A 24805-nucleotide genomic window follows, 5' to 3' on the forward strand; every position below is an offset into this window, starting at 1 on the left:
TAACACGACCCTGCGCACATAGAATGTTTTCAAGGCCAAGCCGTATTTCAAACTACAGAGCCCATGGAGACATCGATGAATCAAGCCATGACCAGCACCTCCGTGCTGCACCCGACCCGCTGCGCCCGCGCAGTCGCCGCAGTGATCACCCTCCTGGCGGCACAAGCCGCGCTGGCGCAGGAAACCGCGCAAGCACAGGCAGCGCCCGCCGCATCCGCTTCCACCTCGACCGCCCAGGGCCAGTCCGGCGCCGGCGCGACCGCTTCCGGTAGCGCCGACGCGGCGCCCGCGCCGCAGGTCGTCCACATCGCCGGCACCCGCCAGTCGGTGGCCTCCGCCATCACCCGCAAGAAGAACGCCGGCACCGTGTCGGATTCGATCGTGGCCGAAGACATCGGCCAGTTCCCCGACAAGAATGTGGGCGAAGCGCTGTCGCGCGTGACCGGCGTGCAGCTGTCGCGCGATTTCGGCGAGGGCACCCAGGTGGCGATCCGCGGCGTCGAACCGGACCTGAACCGCGTCGAGGTCAACGGCATGTCGGTGCTGGGCACCAATGGCGGCGCCGGCCGCGGCGCCGAACTGCGCGAGCTGGCCTCGGAGCTGATCGGTTCGATCGACGTCTACAAGGGCCTGACCGCCGACATGACCGAAGGCGGCGTGGGCGGCACCGTGCAGATCACCACCCGCAAGCCGCTCGACTTCAAGAAGCCGACCATCGGCACCAGCATCGCGGCCGAGCACTCGACCTCGCGCGGCGGCGTCCAGCCGCGCGGCAACCTGTACATGGCCGACAAGTACTTCGACGGCAAGCTGGGCCTGATGGCCAACTTCGTCTACGACAAGGTGCTGACCCAGAACGACTACGCGCGCAACACCTCGTGGCGCTTCCTGCAGGACTGGGACAACTCGCCGGAAAAGACCGTCAACAGCATCGACCCGAAGGTCGCCGCCGTGGGTAGCGCCGCCGCCTGCGCCACCTCGGGTCTCAGCGCCGCCCAGCAGACCGCCTGCCGCAGCCAGTGGTTCGATTATTCGCCGGGCATCGCCCGCTACGGCCTCTGGACCCGCGACCACAAGCGCTCCTCGGGCGAAGTCACCGCCCAGTACGCGTTCAGCAAGGAGTTCAATGCCTACGCGACCTACCAGGCCAATACCCAGCGCCAGCGCCTGAACGACCGCAACTTCGGCACCGACTTCGCCAACGCGGGCCGCCTGGCCAATACCGGCCGCGCTCCGGTCTACGGCGCCAACGGCGTGCCGACCGCCGCCGGCGCCTGCACCGCGCCGACGGGCGCGACCCCGGGCATGGTGGTCAGCAACCACCACGTGACCGAATACGTGGTCGGCTCCTGCCTGTTCGGCGCAGGCGTGGGCGGGCAGGGCGCCTTCAGCACCTCGGCGCGCGACTTCCAGCTCGACATCGACTCGCGCTACCTGTCCTCGGGCTTCAGCTTCAAGCGCGACCGCCTCGAAGTGACCGGCCTGCTCGGCACCTCGAAGTCGCTGTACGACAGCGACAGCAACAGCATCGTGCTGACCCAGAATGCGCCCGGCCTGAAGGTGGCGCTCGGTCCGGACAGCATTCCGCGCTTCACCTTCCCGGCGGGCTACAGCCCGGACAATCCGGCATCCTATGTCCAGGCCCAGCTCCAGTACCGTCCGAGCGAAACCGAGAACAAGGAACACCAGGCCAAGATCGACTTCAAGTACAAGCTCGACACGCCGTTCTTCAACAAGGTCTGGTTCGGCGCCCAGGCGCGCAAGTCTTCGTCCGAGCAGTTCAACGGCGGCGGCTACCTGGCCAGCAACGGCGCCAACCTGAGCTCGACCGCGGACGACATCAACGTGCGCGGCGCCAACGTCAACCAGACCGCGGTCTACGACCCGCTCTACACCGGCTCGGCGCAGCGTCCGAACGATACCCAGACCTTCATCAACTCGGGCTTCGCCACCCGCTACCTGAACGCCGCCCAGATGGCCGCCCTGGTCACCGCGGTGCAGGGCCGTTCGCCCGGCACCTTCTTCGACGGCTACGACAAGGTGTCAGGCCTGCCGGCCAACTGGATGTCGCCGGTCTACGCCAACGCGACCCAGTTCTTCGACACCTCGAGCTTCAACCACGCCTACCTGCGCAACGCGCCTGGCAGCGACGGCAACATGTACCCGCAGATCCCGGCCTTCATGATCGACGAGCGCATCGCCGCGACCTACCTGCGCCTGGACTACGCCACCCAGGTACTGGGCAAGGAAGTGGAAGGCAACGTCGGCGTGCGCTATACCCGCACCCGCGACCGCTCGACCGGCCTGGCGCGCTACTCGATCCGCCAGGCGACCGCGCCGGGCGCGTCGACCTTCAGCGACATCGTCGTCAGCAACTCGGTGGCGACCGTCGAGAACACCTACAACGACGTGCTGCCGAGCTTCAACGGCGCGGCCTGGCTGATCGACAACAAGCTGGTGACCCGCGTCGGCTGGTCCAAGGCCATGGCGCGTCCGCGGATGGACCTGCTGGCCCCGAACGCCACCTGCATCCGCGGCAGCGGCAATCCGCAGTTCGGCGGCGACGGCACCGACGACTGCAGCGCCGGCAATCCGGACCTGAAGCCCTACCGCTCGACCAACACCGACCTGAGCATCGAGTACTATCCGGGCGCCGACAGCCAGCTGTCCGTGGCTTTCTTCAAGAAGGACATCACCAGCTACGTGATGGAGCGCGTGCTGACCCGCGGCGTCGACCTGTTCAAGAACGGCGAGCTGTTCGACGTCACCCAGGCCGTGAACGGCGAGGGCGCCACCACCAAGGGTGTCGAGATCGCCGGCCGCACCGCGCTGACCTTCCTGCCGGGCTGGCTGAGCGGCTTCGGCGTGGACGCCAACTACACCCGCATGGACTACAAGTATGCGGCCGGCACCGAGCGCCTGAACGTCCTCGACAACACCGTGCTGCCTTACCCGGGCATGTCGAAGAACGCGTACAACCTGTCGCTGTGGTACGACAAGGGTCCGATCAACGCGCGCCTGGCCTACAGCTACCGCGACCGCTTCTTCACCGGCGGTAACGACGTCTCGGGCAACCCGGTGTTCGAAGCCGCGACCGGCTACCTGGATGCGAAGATCCAGTATCGCTACAACGACAACATCACCTTCGCGCTGGAAGGCAAGAACCTGACCGACGAAGTGAAGCGCCTCGACGCCGGCGACAGCTTCCGCCTGAACGAGCTGGCCTGGGCGGGCCGCCGCTACTACTTCACGGTGTCGATGAAGCTGTGATCGCCTTGTAACGACTCCTGTTCCGATTTGCCAGTCATCTTGCGGTGACTGGCTTTTTTACTTGCCGAGGTCCGATGAACCGTCCTGCCGTTTTCGCCGCCGCCGCCATGCTGGCGCTGCTCGCCATCCAGCCGATCGCCGCCGCGGAAATCAGCTTCGCCAACCCGCTGGTGCGCCAGCGCGCCGATCCCCACGTCACCCTGCAGCCGGATGGCTGGTACTACTACACCGCCACGGTGCCCGAATACGACCGCATCGAGGTGCGCCGCGCGCGCAGCCTGAACGAGCTGGGCGCTGCCGACGCCAAGGTGGTGTGGCGCAAGCACGCCAGCGGCGAGATGGGCGCGCACATCTGGGCGCCCGAGATGCACCGCATCGACGGCAAGTGGTACATCTATTTCACCGCCGGACGCGCCGACAAGATCTGGGAGATCCGCCTGTACGTGCTGGAGAACGCGTCGGCCAATCCGCTCGAAGGGCAGTGGCTGGAGCGCGGCCAGCTCAAGACCGGCTGGGAGAGCTTCTCGCTCGACGCCACCACTTTCGAGCACCGCGGCCAGCGCTACCTGAGCTGGACCCAGCGCGCACCCGACGGCAGCAAGGGCACCAACATCTACCTGGCGAAGATGGACGGGCCGCTGGCGATCCGCCAGCCGGCGGTGCTGCTCACGCGGCCGGAGTACGCGTGGGAGAAGATCGGCCACGAGGTCAACGAGGCGTCCTCCTTCCTGGTGAAGAACGGCAGGGTATGGATGACCTACTCGGCCAGCGCGACCGACGCCAACTACGCGCTCGGCCTGCTCAGCGCGCCGGCGGATGCCGACCTGCTGGATGCGCGCGCTTGGACCAAGTCGCCCGTTCCGGTGATGCGCAGCAGCGCGGCCAACGGACAGTACGGGCCGGGGCACAACAGCTTCACGACGACGCCGGACGGCAAGACCGACATCCTGGTCTACCATGCGCGTAACTACCGCGACATCGTGGGGGAGCCGCTGCGCGATCCGAACCGGCATACGCGGGCGCAGGTGCTTCGCTGGCGCGCGGACGGAACGCCGGACTTCGGTGAGCCGGTGGCCGATCAAGGTGCCGGAGGGGCGGTAGCGGTCGCTCGGACGGCGCCACGTTAGAACGGCAACTCCGTTCTCGGTCGGGCTAATACCATGGCAAAAGCACTGTGGGCTGAAGGGCTGTGGTCTTTTATCGCAGCTCTGCTTAATGTAAATGCCTCCCTTCCAAGCGGAAGTCCACGCCGTCAAAGACCGAGCAACTCTCACTGGGGTTCTGTTTGGGCGAGGACTAGAATAGCTGAGGAATATCTGCCGCGTGAGCTGGGTACGGAACCGCATGAACTGCTGGCGTCGATTACACGAATGGATGCAAGCTGGAGTCGGGATCGCAAACGTTCGGGAAAGCTCCATGCCGATCGAGCCTATGCTTCCAAGCAGACCGAATCCGGCTGGGGCGAAAAGGGATTGCATTACGGATCGCGCGCTACGCGTCGAGTTACGCAAGAGGCCTGGCCGACCGTGGTTGGGATTGATAGGGATTCCAGCGACTTTCGGCTGCGAATTCGCGACGAGCGTCGAGCCGATCCATTATGCCTCCACTGGACTGGTCTCTCATCTGCCTAAAAGCCACTGCAAGGTTGTATTCGAGGTCCTAAGGTCTCATGACCCCATTTAGTGATTGCAATTTTTTTCAGATTGCCACAAAGTAGAGTAGTTGTCAGAAAGAAGCGTCCGCACTCGCGAAGGGGGAACTCATGTCACCTGATGTCTTGCAGATGTTGAGGCAAAGTAATTATTTCGTCGCCTATGCGGTTAAACCTGCTGGGTTGGACAATTTTACGGTGCATGGTCAATCTGTAGCAGCGCTCGCCAGCATTGTCCAGGCGGCCGTAAAAATGGCAAAGGACCAGGACTTTACGAACTGGCAAGCGGATGTAAGTGACCAGCTTGATCAAATATTGGCGTCACTTGTAGAAATCCATAGGGAACTACGCGCTCTACGGGTTTGGATCGACGAGCGAATCAAGGAAGAAACCCGGGTAGTTTTTCACATGAGGATAAATTCCTTATGTCTCCAGATTAACGGAATACTTTCAACCCTCAGCCAACATAACAACCTCCCTTCGGAAGTGCAGACGCGTGCGCTTGAAGCCTATTTCAATGAGCTTACTGTTGTGCTCGACGATTTGATGCAAACGGATGGTTATACGCATGTCATAGGTGTTGTTACCGGGGCTACAGTCGCCTTACCTCTATTTCAGCTGGTCGGGCGTGGGTCGGAGCTCAAAATATGGGGTTCACGGGTGTTACGCTACCTGAATGAATCTTTATCGCCGACCAATCCAAAGTCGATTGAATATGCGAGAAACACCCAAGCAGCCGAATTTCTCCAGAAACAGACGCTTATAGCATCCCGGTTAAACCGGACTTGGCGCACAAATTATCTGGCTCCCAGAGAAGGAGGTATCGTCATGGTCCCCGCCCAGACCACGAACCATATCCCTGATAGAGAGCCACCTGACAGGCCGGAACGGCCGTCGAGGCCGGGAGAAGCCTGGGTGCAAAGCGCAACTGGTACGATCGACGGGGGCATAAGCCTGGCAGGTCGGGAGAAAATTGCTGTTCAACCTTACTCAGGAACCTATGATTGGTATCCTGAATTGCGGGAGCATTACGATATGGGGGACGGCCCTGCGAAGTCATGGGCCGACATGGCTGCCAATCTTGAGGCCTATCGGCAAGATGCCTTGCACACAGCAGTCAATGTACAAAAGTTGGAAGATCAGCTCAAACAAATCCGTGAAATCTCTCGAGGTTTGGAACAAATATCATAGTTCCGGGGAGATGTTGATCAAACACGAAGAAGTCTAGCAGACGGTTGCGCTTCCTCGCGCCCGAAACAGTGCCGGTTGGCTCGGACGAGTAAGCCTACCGGACGTTTGGTCCCGGAATCAGAATTAGACCTGCACATGCTGGTCAAGACGATCGATTTAAAAGGTTTCAATGTCTGTAAAATTTTGCGCCATTGGTGACGGTAATCGGTAGCTTGAGACACCCGATCTTTCATCAAATGGTAACCGAGCAGCTGCATATAACCAACGCTCTAATGGAGAACCATATGTCTGATCCAGATGTTCGTCTACTAATCTCGACACTGCTCGCGCAGAAAATATTGAATGGAATTGACTTTCCAATTGTAACCACTGTCAATCCCTTTGCTTCACCCCACGGCTTGCCGCTCGGTGAGGCCGAGATCGCAGTAGCCCCAACAAGCAGCGATCTCCCGGACTTTTTCGAGTTGTCGGCCGCAATTGAAGATTTCTTGGTTGACATCGCGGCTCAGGTAAGAGATGGGACCATCGATACTACCGGCGAAGACCCACAACTCTTGGAGGATCTCCGCCTTATTGGAAGCAAAATCCCCGGGCCCGGAAAATCCACAACGGAGATCTTCAAGGAGAGCGCGACCTCGGCGGTTGGGGAAGCGATTGCTCGGATTCTCAATACAAAGTCGCTGAAGGTTACCGTTAACTGGGTACGTGTTGAGATGGAGAAGCCTGCCTTGGTACTGGGCAACCCTATTGTTTTGAATGACACAGCTGTGAAAGTCCAGGCGCAGATAAGAGGGTGTATTAAAATTATTAAGGAGTTTTGCGCAACGGTTACGTCGCCGAGAGTGCGGATTGAAGGCAGAAAAATTAGCTTGAACCTGCGCCCTCAGGGCACGAAGATCTTTGCCACGGCGAGCGTTGACGATATCGATATCGTGGTCAAGATTAAGATTCTGAAGTGGAGTTTTGAGATCCGTATCGGGATTACGGGAATAGTCAACGGACAACTCAAAAAAGAGCCCCCGATTGAGATAGTGGACCTGTCGTCCTTTGAACAGGCAATACCGTTCAGCAACAAAAAAGCAAGGATTAGTGACATTTCCATCTCGTCCGCTGAAGGATTATTGATAACCGCCACAATGAAAGTTTCATAATCGTGGCAATGCTGCTTTGGCGCGGTCTGTTCGCCAAGGCAGCAAACTTCAGAAGGCGCTCATTGAACGCCCGGATCAGCCTGCGATAACGATTACTGTCGAAGTTACGCGCGACGACACGCCCATAGTGCGGCCATATGAGGCCGCAGGCTGTATGTTCGCCTACCTGCCGGATCGCAAGGCATCCATCCAGGCCTATTTAGCCGGCTTCGCGGGTGGCGCAAGCCGACGCATATGGCCGCTTCAATGCACTGTTCGACCATGGCGGCATCCATGCAGCGGTCTATTGGCGTATGCGCTCCGTGAGTCTATGACCCTGCATGAGGCCCGGCCGTGCCTCCTTGACTACGGGGGTCTTACGGCTGTTCGCCGAGCTGTACTGTATTGATGCCGAGATCTGGGGGGGCAAGCCGCCCCACGAACTGCGGCAGATTCGTCAGGCAAGGCCAAACCGCTGTTCGCCAATCCAGAAACCCCGCTGCACCATGTGCTGGCGTGCATCGCTGAGCACCCCATCAATCGTGTTGCCGAGTTCGTGCTTGGCGTCGCGCCGAACAGTTTCCGGCTGCTTGCATTCTCCGATTCCCAGCGGCTAATAGCATCACAGTTCGACTAGCCAACCGGTTCAAGACGGTCTGGGTTGACGCTTACCGCGCGAGGAGGAAACACGGAAAACCTGCATTGGTCCAATCGTAATAGGTTCGCATCGGGGCCGGTTGCGGTCACTCGACGATTAGCCTTCACGGCAGAAACCCTACGCCGTCATCACTATCCCGTTGTCAAAGGATTCGGGCGTCGCGAACGTGTCTAGGTGGACGGCATCGCTCAAACCATGCTGCAAGCGGATAACGCATTTTGCCGCGTCAGCGACTGAGCGTAAGCAAAGGCATGCCCTACAGCCGGCGTGACGCGCATGTCGCGAGCCTACGGCTCCAGGTTCTTGCATGTTGCCGCCTCCGGAGTTGGAGCAGGCCGGAGGCGGCTCATCATCTCAGATCACCACCAGGCCGCGTAGATGATCACCAGGATCGCGCACACCACCGCCGAACCGAAGGCAAAGCCCGGCTCCACCTTGAACAGGCTGCGCTCGACCTTGACGATGGTCGATGCCGGCTGGCGGCCCAGCAGGCTGATGATGGCCATGCCGATCACGATCATCAGGAACACGATCAGGGTGCGGTCCAGGAACGGAATCTCGTAGACGCCGCTGCCGTTGTTGGCCGCGAAGCCGATCGGCGCCAGGAAGGACAGGTCGACGAAGTCCGGCAGGAATTTCAATACGATCGACAGGCCCACGCTGGCGATGGCCGCGAACATCGCGGCGGCCCCGGTCGTGCGGCGCCAGAAGAAGCCGAGCAGGAACATGGCCAGGATGCCGGGCGAAACGAAGCCGGTGTACTCCTGGATGTACTGGAAGCCGCCTTTCTTGTCGATGCCCATCAGGGGTGCGATCGACACCGCGATCGCCATCGCGACCACCACCGTCATGCGGCCGATCCAGACCATGTGGCGCTCGCTGGCGTCGGGGCGGAACTTGGGACGGTAGATGTCGAGGGTGAAGATGGTGGCGATGCTGTTCGCCTTGCCGGCCAGGGAAGCCACTACGGCCGCGGTCAGGGCGGCGAAGGCGACGCCCTTCAGGCCTTCCGGCAGCAGGGTCAGCAGGGTAGGGTAGGCGCGGTCGGGGTTGAGTTCGCCGCCCGGGCGCAGCGAGTCGCCCAGCATGCCACCCTGGTCGAGCGCATAGGCCGCGATGCCCGGCAGGACCACGATCACCGGCATCAGGAGCTTGAGGAAGGCGGCGAACAGCAGGCCCTTGCGCGCCACCGGCAGGCTGGCGCCGAGGGCGCGCTGGGTGATGTACTGGTTGCAGCCGAAGTAGCTCAGGTTGACGATCCACATGCCGCCGATCAGGGTCGACAGGCCGGGCAGGTCCATGTAGTTCGGGTTGTCGCGCGAGAGCACCATGTCGAAGTGGCCGCCGGCGCGCTCGAACAGCTCGCGCACGCCGACCATCGCGCCTTCGTTGCCCGACAGGCGCGCCACCAGGTCGAGCGCGATCCAGGTGGTGACCAGGCCGCCGATCACCAGGCAGAACACCTGGATCACGTCGGTGTAGCCGATCACCTTCATGCCGCCCAGGGTGATGATGGTGGCGAACACCGCCAGGAACAGCATGCAGGGCAGCACGCCGATGCCGACCATGCTGTTGATCGCCAGCGCGCCCAGGTACAGGATCGCGGTCAGGTTGACCACGATGTACAGGACCAGCCAGAACCAGGCCATGACGGTTGCCACCCTGGGGCCATAGCGCTGCTCCAGGAACTGCGGCATGGTGTAGATGCGGTTCTTCAGGTAGACCGGCATGAAGAACACCGCCACGATGATCAGGGTGGCGGCCGCCATCAGCTCGTAGACTGCGATGGCCATGCCGATCCGGAAGCCCGAGCCGCTCATGCCGATGAACTGCTCGGCCGAGATGTTCGAGGCGATCAGCGACGCGCCGATCGCCCACCAGGTGAGCGATCCCTCGGCCAGGAAGTAGTCGTGCGATTCCTTGCCGGAGCCGTTGCGCCGCCGGTAGATCCAGATGCCGTAGCCGGCCACGATCACGAAATAGGTGAGGAAGACGAATGTGTCGAGTGAGGAGAACGAATTCATTGGGTAGCGGTGTCTCGTCTTGGCAGTGCGGCGCACTTCCTTGTTATCCGGCCGGCTTCGCGGCGGGCGGAGCGCCAGGGACGGGCTCCGCGGTCCCAATCTTTGCATAACGGGCAAGAACTGCGTGCCCCCGCACGAAATACTCATGCGCTTGAGCGAATGCCCGTATCCGTCCTTACATCCGATCACCCGTCTGATTCTTTCTCCACTGCGTTGATCGGTATACGGAAGAGCACCTAGAATGGCGTGCATATAATAAGGAGACAGCAATGATGTTGTTTGATTCCAGCAGTGACAGGCAGGCGGGGCGCATGCGCGCCCTCGCATTCGCAGTGGCGGCGGCAATCGGCGGTTCGGCCGCGGCCCAAGAGCTCGGCATTCCGCAAGGATCCGGCCAGCAGGCCGGGACGCCCAGCGCCCAGGCCGCGTCGAAGTCCGGCCAGGTGATCCTGATGCCCGCGCTGACCGCCGGCGCCGCGAACGCGCTCAGCCTGCTGTCGTCGAACGACGGCGCCAATTTCGTCTCGCTCGCCTCCGAGACCTGGACCCCGCCGTCCGGCAAACTGAATGATCCCACCCTGGCGCGCCATGCCGACGGCCGCTACGCGCTGGCCTATGCCGGCGCCGCGCCGGGTTCGATCGGGCTGGCCAGCTCGCAGGACCTGCGCCGCTGGGACGCGGCGCGCGAAGTCCAGCTTGCCTCGGGCCAGGTCCGTGCGCCCAACTGGGTGCGCGGCGCCGACGGGCAGCTCCACCTGGTCGTCACCATCGGGCGCGGCAGCCACGTCCTCACGCCGGACGCGCAGCTGGCCAATCTGTCGGCGCCCGTGCCGATGCGCGGCCTCGAGGACGGCTACACCGACACCGTCGTCGCCCTGGAGGGCGACGGCTTCGTGGCGGTGACGCGCGAAGCGGCCAGCGGGCGCCTGGTGCTGGCGCGCGCGGCCGACCTGAAGGGGCCGTGGCGCATCGAAGCGCAGTCGACCCTGAACGGCCTGGGCACGGACATCAAGGCGGCCGGACTGGTGCGCCTGGGCGCGACGCTGCGCCTGTACACCCGCGGCGACGACGGCCAGCGCGCCTGGTTCGCCGACAGCCAGGACGGTGGCCGGACCTGGAGCGCGCAAAGCCGCCTGACGGGCACCGCCGCCATGGCGTCCTCGTTCGGGGTCATGGGCGAAGAGGCCAAGGCCTTCGATCGCATCGCCGCGCCCAAGGGACGTCCGAAGACGATCGCCTGGGACCAGTATTCGCTGAAGGTCGACGGCAAGCGCATCGTGGTCTGGTCGGGCGAGATCCACCCGTTCCGCCTGCCGAACCCTTCGCTGTGGCGCGACGTGATCCAGAAGATGAAGGCGCTCGGCTTCAACGGCGTGGCCTTCTACTTCGACTGGGGCTACCATTCGCCGGCGCCGGGCGTGTACGACTTCTCGGGCATCCGCAACGTCGAGCGCGCGCTGCAGATCGCGAAAGAGGAGGGCATGTACGTGATCGCGCGCACCGGTCCTTACGTGAATGCCGAGCTGACCGGCGGCGGCTATCCGGGCTGGATGCTGCGCAGCCGCGCCGAAGCACGCACCGACGACCCGGTCTACCTGTCCGCCGTCGACGAGTGGATGACCCAGATTAACGCGATCATCGCGCGCCACCAGGCCACGGACGGCGGCGGCAACGTGATCGCCTACCAGCTCGAGAACGAACTGGGCAAGGTCGAGCCGAAGCACGTGCGCCAGATGGAGCACCTGGCGCTCAAGGCGCGCGCGGACGGCATCACCGTGCCCTTCTTCCACAACGCGGCCGGCCGCCTGCCGGACTGGGCGCCGAAGAATTCCAGCGCTCCCTGGGCCAACCAGGGCCCGACCGACATCTACGCTTTTGATGGCTACCCCGGCGGCAGCTGCGACGTGTTCGCCAACCCGGCGGGCGCCAACAAGGCGCCGGACTGGGGCATCTACGCGACGGGCAGCGGCAAGGTCGGCTCGCTCACATCCCCCAACACGCCCGGCTTCGCCGCGGAGCTGGGCGGCGGCTGGTTCGACTACTGGGGCTCGAACGGCACCTACAACTGCACCGCCGAGCGCCAGGGAACCGGCTACCAGCGCGTGTTCTACGGCACCAACCTGATCAACCGGATCACGATCCACAACGTCTACATGACCTTCGGCGGCACCTCCTGGGGCTGGCTGGCCGGCCCGGTGGTGTACACCTCCTACGACTACGGCGCTCCGATCTCGGAAGACCGCGGCATGCGCCCGAAAGCCTATGCACTGAAGCAGCAGGGCATGCTGGTGCAGGCGGCCGAGCAGGTGCTGGCCGAGATGGACAAGGGGCCGGCGCTGGCGCCCGCGGACGGCAAGGTCAAGGTCTACCACAACGTCAACCGGCGCCTGGGCACGCACGTGATCTTCGCCGCCCACAACCCGACGGATGGCAAGGGCGAGGAAGCCTTCAGCGTCAAGCTGGCCACCCGCGACGGCGAATATAGTTTCGGCACCACGCTGCGCGGCCAGGATGCGCGCATGCTGCTGGCTTCCTACGACATGGAGCGCCAGCGCCTGGTGTACTCGACTTCCGAGCTGCAGACCCACTTCCGCAACGGCGAACGCGACATCGTGCTGCTGCACGGGCGCGACCGGCAGGCCGGCCAGACCGTGCTGCGCTATACCGGCGCGCCGAGCGTCGAGGTGCTGGCAGGGCAGGTGAAGTCGCGCTGGGACGCGGCCAGGGGCGACCTGGTGCTGGACTACGTGCACGACGGCCTGGCACGGGTGCGCATCTCGGGCGGCGGCAGGGCGCCGATGCTGCTCCTGCTGGCGGACGAACAGACCAGCCTGCGTTTCTGGACCCAGGAGACCGGCGCCGGCCGCGCGCTGCAGCTCAGCCCTGCGCTGGTGCGCTCGGCCCAGCTCTCGGGCGGCAAGCTTGCCATGCGCGGCGATGCGGGCGAGGACAGCACGTTCGAGATCTGGGGACCCGCTTTTGAAGCCGCCAGCTTCAACGGCCAGGACCTGGCATTGACGCGCCAGCCGGACGGCAGCGTCCGCGCCGGCACCGTCAAGGGACCGGAGGCGGTGAACCTGCCGGACCTGGCGCGCCTGGCCTGGACCCGCCGCATGGACAGCCTGGAAAGCGCGCCGCGCTTCGACGACAGCGCCTGGGTGCAGGCCGACCGCCGTCCGTCCGCGGCCCAGACCTGGACCATGCCGGAACGCGGCCAGCCGACCCTGTCGATGAGCGACTACGGCTTCCACCACGGCGACGTCTGGTACCGCGGGCGCTTCACCGCCGTTGACGCGAAGGTGAACCAGCTGGAACTGTTCTACGGCGCCGGCGGCGCCGGCCTGATCCAGGTCTGGATCGACGGCCGCTTCGTCGGCCAGCATGAGCTGGACACCGGCCGTTCCTTCCCGGAGACCACCGACAGCGTCAAGCTCTCGCTGGGCGACCTGAAGCCCGGCGAGCACGTCATCTCGGTCATGGTGCGCAACAACGCCCACAACTGGAACCTGATGGCCGACGACTACCACCGCGAGGCGCGCGGCCTGATCTCGGCCTCGCTCACCAAGCGCGGCGGCCAGCGCTTCGGCGTGCCGATCGCCTGGCGCATCCAGGGTCGCCAGGGCGGCGAGGAGATCGTCGACCGCATGCGCGGCCCGATGAACAACGGCGGCCTGTTCGGCGAGCGCCAGGGCTGGCATCTGCCGGTGGCCTCGCCGAAAGGCTGGCAGGCGGCGCGCACCACCGATGCACCGCCCGCGGCCGGTACCTACTGGCTGCGCACCAGCTTCAAGCTGGACCTGCCGAAAGGGCATGACATCCAGCTAGGCCTGGCCTTCGGCGACACCACCAAGCCGCGTTCGGAGCGCGAGAACCGGGCGCTGATCTTCGTGAACGGCTGGAACATGGGGCAGTTCATCGCCCACATCGGCCCACAGCGCACTTTCGTGATCCCGCCGGGCATCCTGAACCCGAACGGCGAGAACACCATCGCGCTGGCGGTGACGACCGACGGGCGCAAGGAAAACGCGCTGGAGCCGCTCAAGCTGGTCAAGCTGCGCGCGGTGCGCGGCGGAGTTGACCTGGAAATCATGCAGTAAAACGGAGTCCGCACCGATGCCCCCATTTCGCCTGATCCTGGCCGCGCTGGCGGCCGGCCTGAGCCTCTCCGCCGGGGCCCAAGCCGGCGACGCCCTGACGCTGCACTATGACAAGCCGGCCGCCGTCTGGACCGAAGCCCTGCCGGTCGGGAACGGCCGGCTGGGGGCGATGGTGTTCGGCCGGCCGGGCGAGGAACTGCTCCAGCTGAACGAAGCCACGCTCTGGAGCGGCGGGCCGGTGGGCAAGAACATCAACCCCGGTGCGTATGCTGCCCTCGGCAAGGTGAGGGCCGCGCTGGCCAGGGAGGATTACGCCCAGGCCTACGCGCTGTCGCGCCAGATGCAGGGGCTGTATACGCAAAGCTTCCTGCCGCTGGGCGACCTGAAGCTGCAGCAGGATTTCAAGGGCGGCGAGGTCTCCGGCTACCGGCGCGCGCTGGATATCCGCGACGGCATCCAGACCACGAGCTTCACGGCGAACGGCGTGCGCTACCAGCGCGAGGTGTTCGCCTCCAACCCCGATCAGGTCATCGTCGTGCGCCTGCAGGCGGACCAGCCGCGCCGGATCAGCCTCGACTTGGGGGCCGCAAGTCCGCTGCGTTCCAGCAGCACCGTGGAGCAGGGCGTGCTTCGCCTTGGCGGCAAGGCGCCTGCCCAGGTGGACCCGAACTATGTGCGTGACAACCTTGAACCGATCGTGCAGGACGACTCTGCGGGTTGCCGCGGGATGCGCTTCGCCCTGCTGGTCAAGCCGGTGGTGCGCGACGGCACCGTGACGCAGCAGGACGGGCGCATCAGCATCCGCGACGCCTCCGAAGTGACCCTGTTGCTGTCGGCCGCGACCAGCTTCAACGGCTTCGACAAGTGCCCGGACAGCGCCGGCAAGGACGAGGGGGCGCTGGCCCGTGCCTACCTGGAGCGGGCAGCCACGCGCGACGCCGCCGCCCTGCGCGCGGCCCACGTGGCGGATTTCCGCGCTTTGTTCGACCGCATGTCCCTGGTCATCAATCCGGGGGCGGAGGACCGCAGCGCGCTGCCCCTGGAGCGCCGCCTGCAGGAATACACGGACGGCGGGGCCGACCCGGCGCTGGAAGCGCTGTACGTGCAGTTCGGCCGCTACCTCTTGATCTCCTCCTCGCGCACGCGCGGAGCCCCTGCCAACCTGCAGGGTATCTGGAACGCTGCCGTCAGACCACCCTGGAGCAGCAACTACACCACCAACATCAACGTCCAGATGAACTACTGGCCGGTGGAGAGCGCCAACCTGGCCGAGCTGTTCACGCCGCTGGATGACCTGATCCGCAACCTGGCCGTCACCGGCACGGAGACGGCTGCCTCCTACTACCGCGCGCCCGGCTGGGCCCTGCACCACAATTCCGACATCTGGGCCGCCAGCAATCCGGTCGGGAACCTCGGCAAGGGCGACCCCAAATGGGCCAACTGGGCCATGGGCAGCCCCTGGCTGGCGCGGCACCTGTGGGAGCACTACCAGTTCACGGGCGACCGCCGCTACCTGGAAAGCGCCTATCCCATCATGAAGGATGCGGCGCGCTTCCTGCTCGCCTGGCTGCAGCCGGATGCCCAGGGCCGCCTGGTCACCGCGCCCTCGACCTCGCCCGAGAACGATTTCTTCTATGGCGAAGGGCGCAAGGGCAACGTGACTGTCGCCTCCACCATGGACCTGGGGATCGCGCACGACCTGTTCGAGAACGTCGCCGCCGCCGGCGAGGTGCTCGGGGTCGATGCCGCGTTCCGCCGCCAGCTCAAGGATGCGCGCGCCAGGCTGTTGCCGTTCCAGGTCGGCGCCCGGGGCCAGCTGCAGGAGTGGCACAAGGACTTCGAGGAGGTCGAACCGCATCACCGCCACGTGTCGCACCTGTATGCGCTGCACCCGGCGCGCGTGATCTCGCCCCTGTCGACGCCGGAACTGGCCGCCGCCGCCCGCCGCAGCCTCGAGCTGCGCGGCGACGACGGCACCGGCTGGAGCCTGGCCTGGAAGGTCAACTTCTGGGCGCGCCTGTACGACGGCAACCACGCCTATACGCTGTTTCGCAAGCTGCTGCGCCTGACCAAACCGGGCGACAAGCACGGCGGCGCCTACGCCAACCTGTTCGACGCCCACCCGCCGTTCCAGATCGACGGCAACTTCGCCGGCACGGCCGGGGCGATCGAAATGCTGTTGCAGAGCCAGAACGGCGAGCTGCACCTGCTGCCGGCGCTGCCGGACAGCTGGCGCGACGGCCGGGTGAGCGGCATGGTCGGGCGCGGCAACCATGTGGTCGATATCGACTGGGAAGCGGGAGGCCTGAAGTCGGCCCGCATCACGGCCCGTGTGGGCGGACGCACGGCGATCCGCAGTCCGGTACCGGTGGCGGTCGAGGGAACGGGCATCCGCAGCAGGCCGGACAGGATCGGGCACACGCTGTCGTTCACTGCCGTCAAGGGCCGGACCTACGTGCTGCGCCCGCGCTGAGTGCTCAGCGCTGCGCCAGCCGCGACTCCAGCACCACACGCTGGCCAAGGCGCAGGTCGGGCACATAGCTCATCCGCATGTCCGCGCCATCGGAGCCGCGCTTGAAGTCCATGGTGATGTTGCCGTCTCCCGAGACGAAGCGGTAAGGCGCGATCGCGGCCAGGCGGATCGGCTTGTTATCGTCGATGATGGCATCGATGTAATGCGCGGACGTCAGCACGCGCAGATACCAGCCATTCGACATGTCGTAGGCACCGGATATTTTTTCAGCCTCCGCAGCGCGGATCCGTGCCGCCTTGCTGGGAGCACTGACCTGGACCGAGGCGATCGGCGCCGTGTCCGCAGGCGGGTAGGGCATGGTTTGGGCATCCGCGCCGGTGGCCGACAGCAGCAGGGATGCGGCAAGGAGGATGGGGGAGCGCATGGTGGTTCCTTCACGAAGCGGAAATGGACCCTGGGGCGCCGGGATGCGTCCATGCGCATCCCGGATGATTCAGTCTAGGGCGTCCACCACGGCGTGCAAGGACCAAGACGGACACATCACCAAACAATCTGTACCGGCGCAAAGCAAGACAGGTGCGACATGATTCAAAAGCCGGGGGCGGCAGTCCAGTTTTGCGTCATTTTCAAGGCACATCATTCAACGTTGCGCGAGCCGCGCGCTGAGCACCACGCGCTGGGCAAGCCGCCCGCCGGGCTGGTAGCTCATGAGCATCTCATCGCCTGCCGCGCCGCGCTTGAACTGCATGCTTACCTTGCCGTCGCCGGACACGAACCGATACGGTGCAACCGGTACCAGGCGCAAGGGCGGCTGGTCGTCGATGATGGTGTCGATGTAGCGGCGGCCGGTGTGCACGCGCAGGTACCAGCCGTTCGACATCTCGTAGGCCCCCGAGATCTGCTGCGCTTCGCGGGTCGCGATGCGCGGGGCAGTGGAGGGCGCCGTCACCTGCACCCACGAGATCGGCGCGGTGTCGGGCGGTGGGTAGGCCATGGCCTGGGCGCCCGCGCCGCCAGCGGGCAGGAGCAGGGAGACGGACAGGAGCAAGGAAAGGGGACGCATGATCGTTCCTTCGCGAAGGGGGAAGCGGCCTTCGGAACAGGCGTCGCGCGCGGGCGCGGTGTCGACCGTCGGGATGCCGCGCTGCGCAGGGCGCAACGCGGATGATTCAGTCTAGGATGAGGCCCGCGGCGCGCAAGGGCGCGCGGCGGCCCATCACGAATCAATCTCAGTGCCGGTCGAACCAGAACGCTGCGAAATGATTCAGATTCCGTGGCATTGCACGGATTTTCGAATCATATTTGAGCGTGCCGCTCAACCGGCAGCAGCGACCGGAACGCCGGCCTGCTGCAGCGCCGCGCGCCACTTGGCGCGATAAGCTTCCAGCCCGGCCAGCGCACGCGGCGGCTTCGGCACGCTCAGGCCCGGTGGCGTCGCATCGCGGTAGCGCAGCAGCCAGCCGCCGCAGGTGGTGCCGCTGGCGTCGTCCGAATAGCTCAGCGCCTGCTGCGGCCGCAGGCCTGCCAAGAGGGGGCCGAACCAGGGATTTGCGGTGAAGCTGCCTTCGACCGTGATCGGACCGCGGGCGCCCAGCGCGTCGAGGCAGTAATCCGTCATCAGCACGCAGTACAGCGTGGCCAGGGCAAAGCGCTCGCCCGCATCGCGTGGCGCCAGGCCCTTGATGCGCCCGGCACGTCCGGCGAACGGGCCGCCGCTCTCGGCAAAGCAGGGAATCGCCATGCTGCCGCGCGCCACCATCTGCTCGAGCTGCAGATAGGAACAGGTGGCCGGCTGGTCGCCCGCCAAGGCGCCGAATTCGCGCCCGCCCATGAAGCGCATGCAGGCCACCGGCTGGCCCAGCGCATTGGTATTGGCCAGCATGTCGGCGTCTTCGCGCAGGCCGTCCAGGCTGGTGCCGAAGGCGGCCGCGATCACCCAGGTGCCGGTCGAGAGCACCGTACGCGGCGCAGTAGCTGCATCGATGCCGAGGTAGCGCACCAGCGAGGCATTGCTGTCGTGGATGCCGCACAGGACTTCGCATTCCGGCGCCAGGCCGGTCGCTTGCGCGACTTCCGGCAGCAGGGTGCCGAGCGAGGCCGACGGGGCGGCGATCGGCGGCAGCTTGTCCAGCCAGCCCATGCGCGCGGGCAGCGACGAATACACCTGGCGCACCGGATCCCACAGGTCCGTATGGCAGCCGAGCGAGGTGGCCTCGCCCGCGGCGACGCCGCACAGGCGCCAGGCCCAGTATTGCGGGTACATCAGGATGTGGCGGCTGCGTGCGAACTGCTCGGGATGGCGCTGCTGGAGCCAGGCCAGCTGGCGGCCCAGGTTCAGGCCGGCCGGCAGCAGGGGCGAATAGGTCTCGGCGTAGGCCGGGCGCAGGGACGCGTAGTCCAGGCCGGGCAGGGCGGTCTCGTAGTCGAGCACCGGCAGCACCAGGCCGGCATCGTCGACCAGGGCGGCGGTGGCGCCGTGGGTCACCGGGACGATCGCGGACACCTGCGCCTGTTTCGCGAAGCCGCGGCAAGTCGCCAGCATCCACTGCCAGATGCCCTCGACGTCGTGGTGCGGGTAGGGTCCATCGTTCAGGATGGCGTTCGGGCGGCGCGCTTCCGCGATGGGGCGGCCGGCGGCGTCGACCAGGGCCAGCTTGACGTTGGTCTTGCCGATGTCGAGAACGATGAGGGCGTCGCCCGTCCTTGCTTGCATTGCGTGCTTCCCTAGGTCAGTGACGGGTCGGCTTGCCGCGCACCAGGCGCGACACGGCGATGGTGGCCAGCAGCAGCACGCCCACCACGATGGTCATGTAGATGCCGGGGACGTTGGCCAGGGCCAGGCCGTAGGTCACGGCGCCCATGGTCAGCACGGCCAGCATCACGCCGCCGATGGTGCCGGCGCCGCCGGCGATGCTGACGCCGCCCAGGATCACCATGGTGATGATTTCCAGTTCCCAGCCGGTGGCGATGTTCGGGCGGGTGCTGTCGATGCGGCCGGTGAGCAGGAAGGCTGCCAGGCCCGCCATGGCGCCGGTGAGCATGAACAGGCCGAGGCGGTAGCGGTCGACGGCGATGCCGGAGAAACGCGCGGCGTCCGGGTTGTTGCCGATGGCATAGATGCGACGGCCGGTCGAGGTCCAGTGCAGCACCAGCGCGAACAGCAGGGCGAAGGCGAGCAGGATCACGAAGGAGCGCGGCACCATGCCGAAGAACACGCCCTGGCCCCAGCTGGTCATCGCTTCCGGATAGCTGGTGAAGGCCTTGTCGCCCAGCACCACGCTGCCCAGGCCGCGGTACAGCGAGAAGGTGCCGATGGTGACGACGATCGAGGGCAGCATGAATTTCGTTACCAGGAAGCCGTTCAGCCAGCCGCACACCAGGCCGGTGCCCAGCGCCACGAACAGCAGGCTGCCCGCCGGGGCGCCGGCCTGGTGGGCCAGGCCCATCGCCACCGAGGACAGCGCCAGCGTGCCGGCCACCGAGATGTCGATCTCGCGGCAGATGATCAGGAGGGCCATCGGCAGTGCGATCAGGGCCTTCTCGCTGAAGTTGGCAGTGCCGTCCAGCAGGTTGTAGGGATCGAGGAAGTGCGGCAGGGTCACGCCGCCCGTCACGAACACCGCCAGCAGCAGCACGGCCAGCAGGGTTTCCCAACGTGCGAGCAGGTGGCGCAGCGCCGGCTTTTCGCGGTCCAGGATGGTGTAGCGCGAGGTGCTGGCGGCGGCTTCGCTGGCCGCCTCGGTTTGTGCAATGGTGGTCGCGTTCACGCGGCGCTCCTCAGGTTGTCAAGCTTGTGCAGCGGCAGGATCTGGCGGCTGCGGTTGCGGTTGCCGCGGGCATTCATCAGGACGGCGACCAGGATCACGGCGCCGGTCAGGGCGCTTTGCCAGAAGGGCGAGACCTGCAGCACCGGCAGCGCATTGCCGATCACCGACAGGAACAGCGCGCCCAGCATGGCGCCCGCTACCTTCCCGACCCCGCCGGCGATGCTCACGCCCCCGATCACGCAGGCGGCGATCACGGTGAGTTCGAAGCCGTAGGCGATCTCGGTATAGGCGACCGCGTAGCGCGCCACCCACAGGTAGCCGCACAGGCCGGCGACCATGCCCGACAGGCCATAGGTCCAGAACAGGCGTTTCGCAGTCGGAATGCCGATGTAGGCGGCGCAGTGCGGCGCATTGCCGATGGCGTACAGGTCGCGGCCGAAGCGCGTGTAGCGGGCGACGAAGACCATCAGCAGGACGGTGGCCAGGGCAATCCACACCAGATGCGGCAGGCCGAGCAGGCGCTGCAGCGGGAAGGCGACGAAGCCGGCCGGCATCTGGTGGGCCGAGACCCAGGTCCCGCCCGAGATCACGAACACCAGGCCGCGGTACACGCTCATGCTGCCCAGCGTGACGACGATCGGCGGCAGCTGCAGGTAGCCGATCAGCCAGCCGTTCAGCAGGCCGGCTACCAGGCCGGTGGCGGTGGCGGCCAGCATCACGACCACCAGCGGCAGGCCGGGGTTGGCGCTGGCCAGCATGGCCGCGACCATGCCCGCCAGGGCCAGGGTCGACGCGACCGACAGGTCGATGCCGCGCGTGACGATCACCAGCATCTGGGTCAGCGCCAGCATCACCAGCAAGGTGCTGTCGGTGAGCAGGTTGGCGAGCGAGCCTGCGCTCACGAAGACCGGCGCGCGCAAGCCGACCAGCAGCACCAGCGCGACCACCATCAGGGCGAGCAGGGGCTCGCGGTGTTTAAAAGGGTTTTTACTCATGCTATTCATGCTGCCACCTCGTTTGCGGCGTTGAGCTCGACGCCGGATGCGGCCGCGACCACGGTTTCGGGCGTGGCGTCCTGGCGCGCGAACTCGCGCACCACGCGGCCCTGGCGCATCACGACCACGCGATCGGCCAGGCCCAGCACTTCGGGCAGTTCTGAGGACACCAGGATCACGGACAGGCCGCGCTCCACCAGTTCGCTGATGAAGCGGTGCACCGCAGCCTTGGAGCCGATGTCGATGCCCTTGGTCGGCTCATCCAGGATGATGACTTTCGGATCGGTGGCCAGCCACTTGCCCAACACCACCTTCTGCTGGTTGCCGCCCGAGAGTTCGGCGACGTTCTGCTGCAGGTGGTGGGCCTTCAGTTCGAGCTGTTCGGCGAAGCGGCGCGCCACTTGGGTTTCAAGCTTGGCGCGGGTGAAGAAGCCGAAGCGCGACAGGATCGGCAGGGTGATGTTGTGGGCGATCGGCTGGCTCAGGTGCGCGCCGTGGTGCTGGCGGTCTTCCGGCACGTAGGCCAGGCCGGCGGCGATGGCGTCGCGCGGGGCGCCGAACACGGCGTCCTTGCCTTCCAGGCGCACGCTGCCGCGCACATTGCCGGTGAGGCCGAACAGGGCCTGCATCACTTCCGAGCGGCCGGCGCCCACCAGGCCATAGAAGCCGAGGATTTCACCTTTGCGCAGCGTGAAGCTGACGTTCTGGAATTCGGTCGGGTGGCACAGGTCGCGTACTTCCAGCAGCGGCGTGCCGATCTCGACCTGGGCTTTCGGGTAGGCCTGGTGCACGGCGCGGCCCACCATCAGGGCCACCAGTTCCGGCTCGCTGATGTCGGCCAGGCGCCCTTCGGCCACGAACTGGCCGTCGCGCAGCACCGTGTAGCAGTCGGCGACTTCGAAGATCTCGTCGAACTTGTGCGAGATGAAGATGACGGCGGTTCCGGCGGCCTTCAGCTGGTCGATGATGCGGTACAACTCGCGGATCTCGCGCTGCGACAGGGCGGCGGTCGGCTCGTCCATGATCACCACGCGCGCATCCTGCGACAGGGCGCGCGCGATCTCGACGAAGTGGCGCTGGGCCACCGACAGGTCGCGCACGCGCGCACGCACCGGCAGGGCCACTTCCAGGCGCGCGAACAGGCGCTCGGCCGCGTCTTCGATGTTCTTCCAGTCGATGCGCCTGGCAAGGCCGCGGGTCGGGTGGCGGCCCACGTAGATGTTCTCGGCAACGGTCAGGTCGTCGAACATGACCGTCTCCTGGTGCACCGCGGTGATCCCGGCCGCCATTGCCTCCTGCGGGCTGCCGAAGGCGACTTCCTTCCCGTCGAGCAGGATGCTGCCGGCGTCGGGGCGGTGGATGCCGGTCAGGGTCTTGACCAGGGTCGACTTGCCGGCGCCGTTCTCGCCGATCAGGGCCATGACTTCGCCCGGACGGATCGAGAGGCGCACGCCATTGAGCGCATGGACGCCGTTGAAGCGCTTGGTGATGCCGCTCAGCTGGAGGACCGGGGCATCGGCAAGATTCGCGGATGCTGCGTTTGCGCCGGGTAGGGGAGGGCTTGCAAGTTGGGTCACTGGCATACGGGTGTCGCTAAAGGTAAAAGGCGCCGCGCGGGAAAAAGATCGCGCGCGGCGGCGGAGCCGGTCAGAACAGCTTGGCGAACTGCTCGACGTTCTCGGCGTTGTAGGTGAACGGCGGGCCGAGCGCCGCTTCGCCGTTGGCGTCCAGAGTCACGTTGCCGAGGCGGCCGACCGAGACGCTGGCGCCGTCTTCCGCTTTGGCCTTGCCGGTCACGAACTGGTGGGCGGCATAGGTGGCGGCGTAGCCGAGGTCGATCGGGTTCCAGATCGCGAATTCGCGCACCGCACCGCTCTTGACGTGGCCGGCCATCTCGGACGGCAGGCCCAGGCCGGTGACGAACACCTTGCCCACCAGGCCTTCGTCGGCGACCGCCTTGCTGGCGGCGACGATGCCGACCGTGGTCGGGGCGATGATCGCCTTCAGGTTCGGATGGCTGCGCAGCAGGCCGATGGCTTCGCGATAGCTCTTGTCGGACTGGTCGTCGCCGTAGACGGTGGCCACCAGCTTGAGGTCCTTGTATTCGGGCTTTTCCAGAGTCTTCTTCATGACGCCGATCCAGAGGTTCTGGTTGGTCGCCTGGGCCGAGGCCGAGAGGATCGCCAGCTCGCCCTTGCCGTTCATTTCCTTGGCGGCCATCTGGATCTGCTTCTCGCCGATCATTTCCGGGTTCGACGGGTTCAGCTGCATCTGGCGCCCGCCGGGGGCCAGGCCGCTGTCGAAGGAGATCACCTTGATCCCGCGCTGCATCGCCTTCTTGGTGATCGGCACCAGGGCGTTCGGATCGTTGGCCGAGACCACGATGGCGTCGACCTTCTGGCTGATCAGGGAATTGATGATCTCGATTTGGCCTTCGGCGCTGGGCGTCGTCGGGCCGGTGTAGATCACCTCGACGCCGCCGATCTGGCTGGCGGCTTCCTTGGCGCCGGTGTGGGCGGCGTCGAAGAAGCCGTTGCCCAGGCTTTTCACGACCATCGCGATCCTGGTCTGTTGCGGCGCTGCCGGATCGGCCTTCTTTTCACCGCAGCCGGCCAGGCCGGCGAGGATGCCGACGGCGGCGGCCGCGAGCAGGAAGTGTTTGAACGGCTTGATCTTCAATGGGAAAGCTCCATCAGGGCAGCGGACTGCAAGTCATAGGGCGCGCTGTAGCGCGGGGCGTTTTGGGCGATTGGATCGCCGTCTGGTTCGACGGTGACCACCTTCACGCCGTACTGCTCGAGCAGCTGCACGGCCTTGTCGGAGGCATTGGTATCGGTGATGACGGTGGACACGCGGTCCAGGCCGCACAGGATCAGGCCGGCCTTGCGTGCGAACTTCGAGCTGTCGGCCAGCACGACCAGTTCCTCGGCCTGGCTGATCAGGCGCTTCTCGGCCTGGATCAGCAGCGGATCGGCTTCCATCAGGCCCAGCAGCGACAGGCCGTACACGCTCATGAACATCTTGGTGGCGTAGTGGTGCTGGGTGATGTCGTTATCAAAAGGCGAGAGGATGACGTTCTGCTCGCGGTACACGCGGCCGCCCGGCACGATGATCTCGTTCTCGCTCGAGACCAGCAGGCGCTCGGCCATCAGGAAGGAATTCGTGAGGATCTTCAGGTGCTTGTCGGTCAGGAACTCGGCCATCATGAAGGTGGTGGTGCCACCGTTGATGATGATCGTTTCGCCGTCGGTGCACATGCCGGCCGCATGGCGGGCAATGGCACGCTTGCGCGCCGCGAAGCACTGGATGTTGTTCTGGAAGGTCTCGCTGGTCAGCGAGAACTGGCGCGTCTTCGGCAGCAGGTTCTCGGCGCCGCCGCGGGTGCGGGTGAGCAGGTTGCGGCCAGCGAGCCAGCTGATGTCGCGACGAACCGTCGCGGGGGATGCGTTGAGCCATTCGACAAGCTGCTGGACCGTTGCCGTCTGATGCTCGGCAAGCAGCTTCAGCAAACGCTTGCGGCGTTTGTGATTCACCATGTTGTCTCCTCCG

General features: G+C 65.4%; 15 protein-coding genes. 6 read left to right on the top strand and 9 right to left on the bottom strand.

Translation table 11 applies throughout. The features are described from left to right. Positions 1 to 75 precede the first annotated feature (75 nt). The 4 genes from B2R83_RS20895 to B2R83_RS20910 all read left to right on the top strand — a co-directional run bounded on the left by B2R83_RS20895 (position 76) and on the right by B2R83_RS20910 (position 7263). Entirely contained in the window at positions 76 to 3270 is a 3195-nt protein-coding gene (locus B2R83_RS20895; RefSeq protein ID WP_292044628.1) for a TonB-dependent receptor, read from the top strand. Between the two features lie 74 nt (positions 3271 to 3344). Further along, entirely contained in the window at positions 3345 to 4397 is a 1053-nt protein-coding gene (locus tag B2R83_RS20900) for a glycoside hydrolase family 43 protein (protein WP_292044630.1), read from the top strand. Between the two features lie 635 nt (positions 4398 to 5032). Next, complete coding sequence (locus B2R83_RS20905; protein ID WP_292044632.1) at positions 5033 to 6112, top strand: hypothetical protein; 1080 nt, start codon at positions 5033 to 5035, stop codon at positions 6110 to 6112. A 284-nt stretch (positions 6113 to 6396) separates the two neighbouring features. Continuing rightward, complete coding sequence (locus tag B2R83_RS20910) at positions 6397 to 7263, top strand: hypothetical protein (protein WP_292044634.1); 867 nt, start codon at positions 6397 to 6399, stop codon at positions 7261 to 7263. Positions 7264 to 8259: 996 nt separating this feature from the next. On the opposite strand, the gene B2R83_RS20915 is transcribed toward B2R83_RS20910, so the two are convergent. Further along, positions 8260 to 9924, bottom strand: a complete 1665-nt coding sequence (locus B2R83_RS20915; RefSeq protein WP_292044636.1) for a sodium:solute symporter family transporter — start codon at positions 9922 to 9924, stop codon at positions 8260 to 8262. Between the two features lie 311 nt (positions 9925 to 10235). Here B2R83_RS20915 and B2R83_RS20920 point away from each other — a divergent pair, with 311 nt between their 5' ends. Both B2R83_RS20920 and B2R83_RS20925 read left to right on the top strand, forming a co-directional pair. Continuing rightward, positions 10236 to 14021 (top strand): beta-galactosidase, encoded by a 3786-nt coding sequence (locus B2R83_RS20920; protein ID WP_292044638.1) that lies wholly within the window; start codon positions 10236 to 10238, stop codon positions 14019 to 14021. 16 nt (positions 14022 to 14037) lie between these two features. Then, a complete protein-coding gene (locus B2R83_RS20925; protein WP_292044640.1) occupies positions 14038 to 16494 on the top strand; it encodes a glycoside hydrolase family 95 protein in 2457 nt (818 codons plus the stop codon). A 4-nt stretch (positions 16495 to 16498) separates the two neighbouring features. Here the strand turns inward: B2R83_RS20925 and B2R83_RS20930 are convergent, their stop codons facing one another. From B2R83_RS20930 to B2R83_RS20965, 8 genes are all read right to left on the bottom strand, one after another. Further along, positions 16499 to 16918, bottom strand: coding sequence for a hypothetical protein (locus B2R83_RS20930; RefSeq protein ID WP_292044642.1), 420 nt, complete (start codon positions 16916 to 16918; stop codon positions 16499 to 16501). A 216-nt stretch (positions 16919 to 17134) separates the two neighbouring features. Beyond that, positions 17135 to 17557, bottom strand: a complete 423-nt coding sequence (locus B2R83_RS20935) for a hypothetical protein (protein ID WP_292044644.1) — start codon at positions 17555 to 17557, stop codon at positions 17135 to 17137. 252 nt (positions 17558 to 17809) lie between these two features. Further along, positions 17810 to 19207: an FGGY-family carbohydrate kinase gene (locus tag B2R83_RS20940; RefSeq protein WP_292044645.1), complete on the bottom strand. Its 1398-nt coding sequence runs from the start codon at positions 19205 to 19207 to the stop codon at positions 17810 to 17812. A 16-nt stretch (positions 19208 to 19223) separates the two neighbouring features. Continuing rightward, a complete protein-coding gene (locus tag B2R83_RS20945; RefSeq protein ID WP_084416561.1) occupies positions 19224 to 20261 on the bottom strand; it encodes an ABC transporter permease in 1038 nt (345 codons plus the stop codon). Beyond that, a complete protein-coding gene (locus tag B2R83_RS20950; protein ID WP_292044646.1) occupies positions 20258 to 21256 on the bottom strand; it encodes an ABC transporter permease in 999 nt (332 codons plus the stop codon). Before B2R83_RS20950 ends, B2R83_RS20945 begins: the two co-directional genes overlap by 4 nt. A gap of 5 nt (positions 21257 to 21261) precedes the next feature. Then, positions 21262 to 22839, bottom strand: coding sequence for a sugar ABC transporter ATP-binding protein (locus B2R83_RS20955; RefSeq protein WP_292044648.1), 1578 nt, complete (start codon positions 22837 to 22839; stop codon positions 21262 to 21264). Positions 22840 to 22903: 64 nt separating this feature from the next. Next, on the bottom strand, positions 22904 to 23935 hold the full coding sequence (rhaS, locus tag B2R83_RS20960; RefSeq protein ID WP_051306714.1) for a rhamnose ABC transporter substrate-binding protein: 1032 nt from the start codon (positions 23933 to 23935) through the stop codon (positions 22904 to 22906). Continuing rightward, complete coding sequence (locus tag B2R83_RS20965; protein ID WP_036215764.1) at positions 23932 to 24792, bottom strand: DeoR/GlpR family DNA-binding transcription regulator; 861 nt, start codon at positions 24790 to 24792, stop codon at positions 23932 to 23934. Before B2R83_RS20965 ends, rhaS begins: the two co-directional genes overlap by 4 nt. Between the last annotated feature and the right edge of the window lie 13 nt (positions 24793 to 24805).

It is taken from the genome of Massilia sp. UBA6681, from assembly GCF_002454935.1.
Taxonomy (GTDB): domain Bacteria; phylum Pseudomonadota; class Gammaproteobacteria; order Burkholderiales; family Burkholderiaceae_D; genus Telluria; species Telluria varians.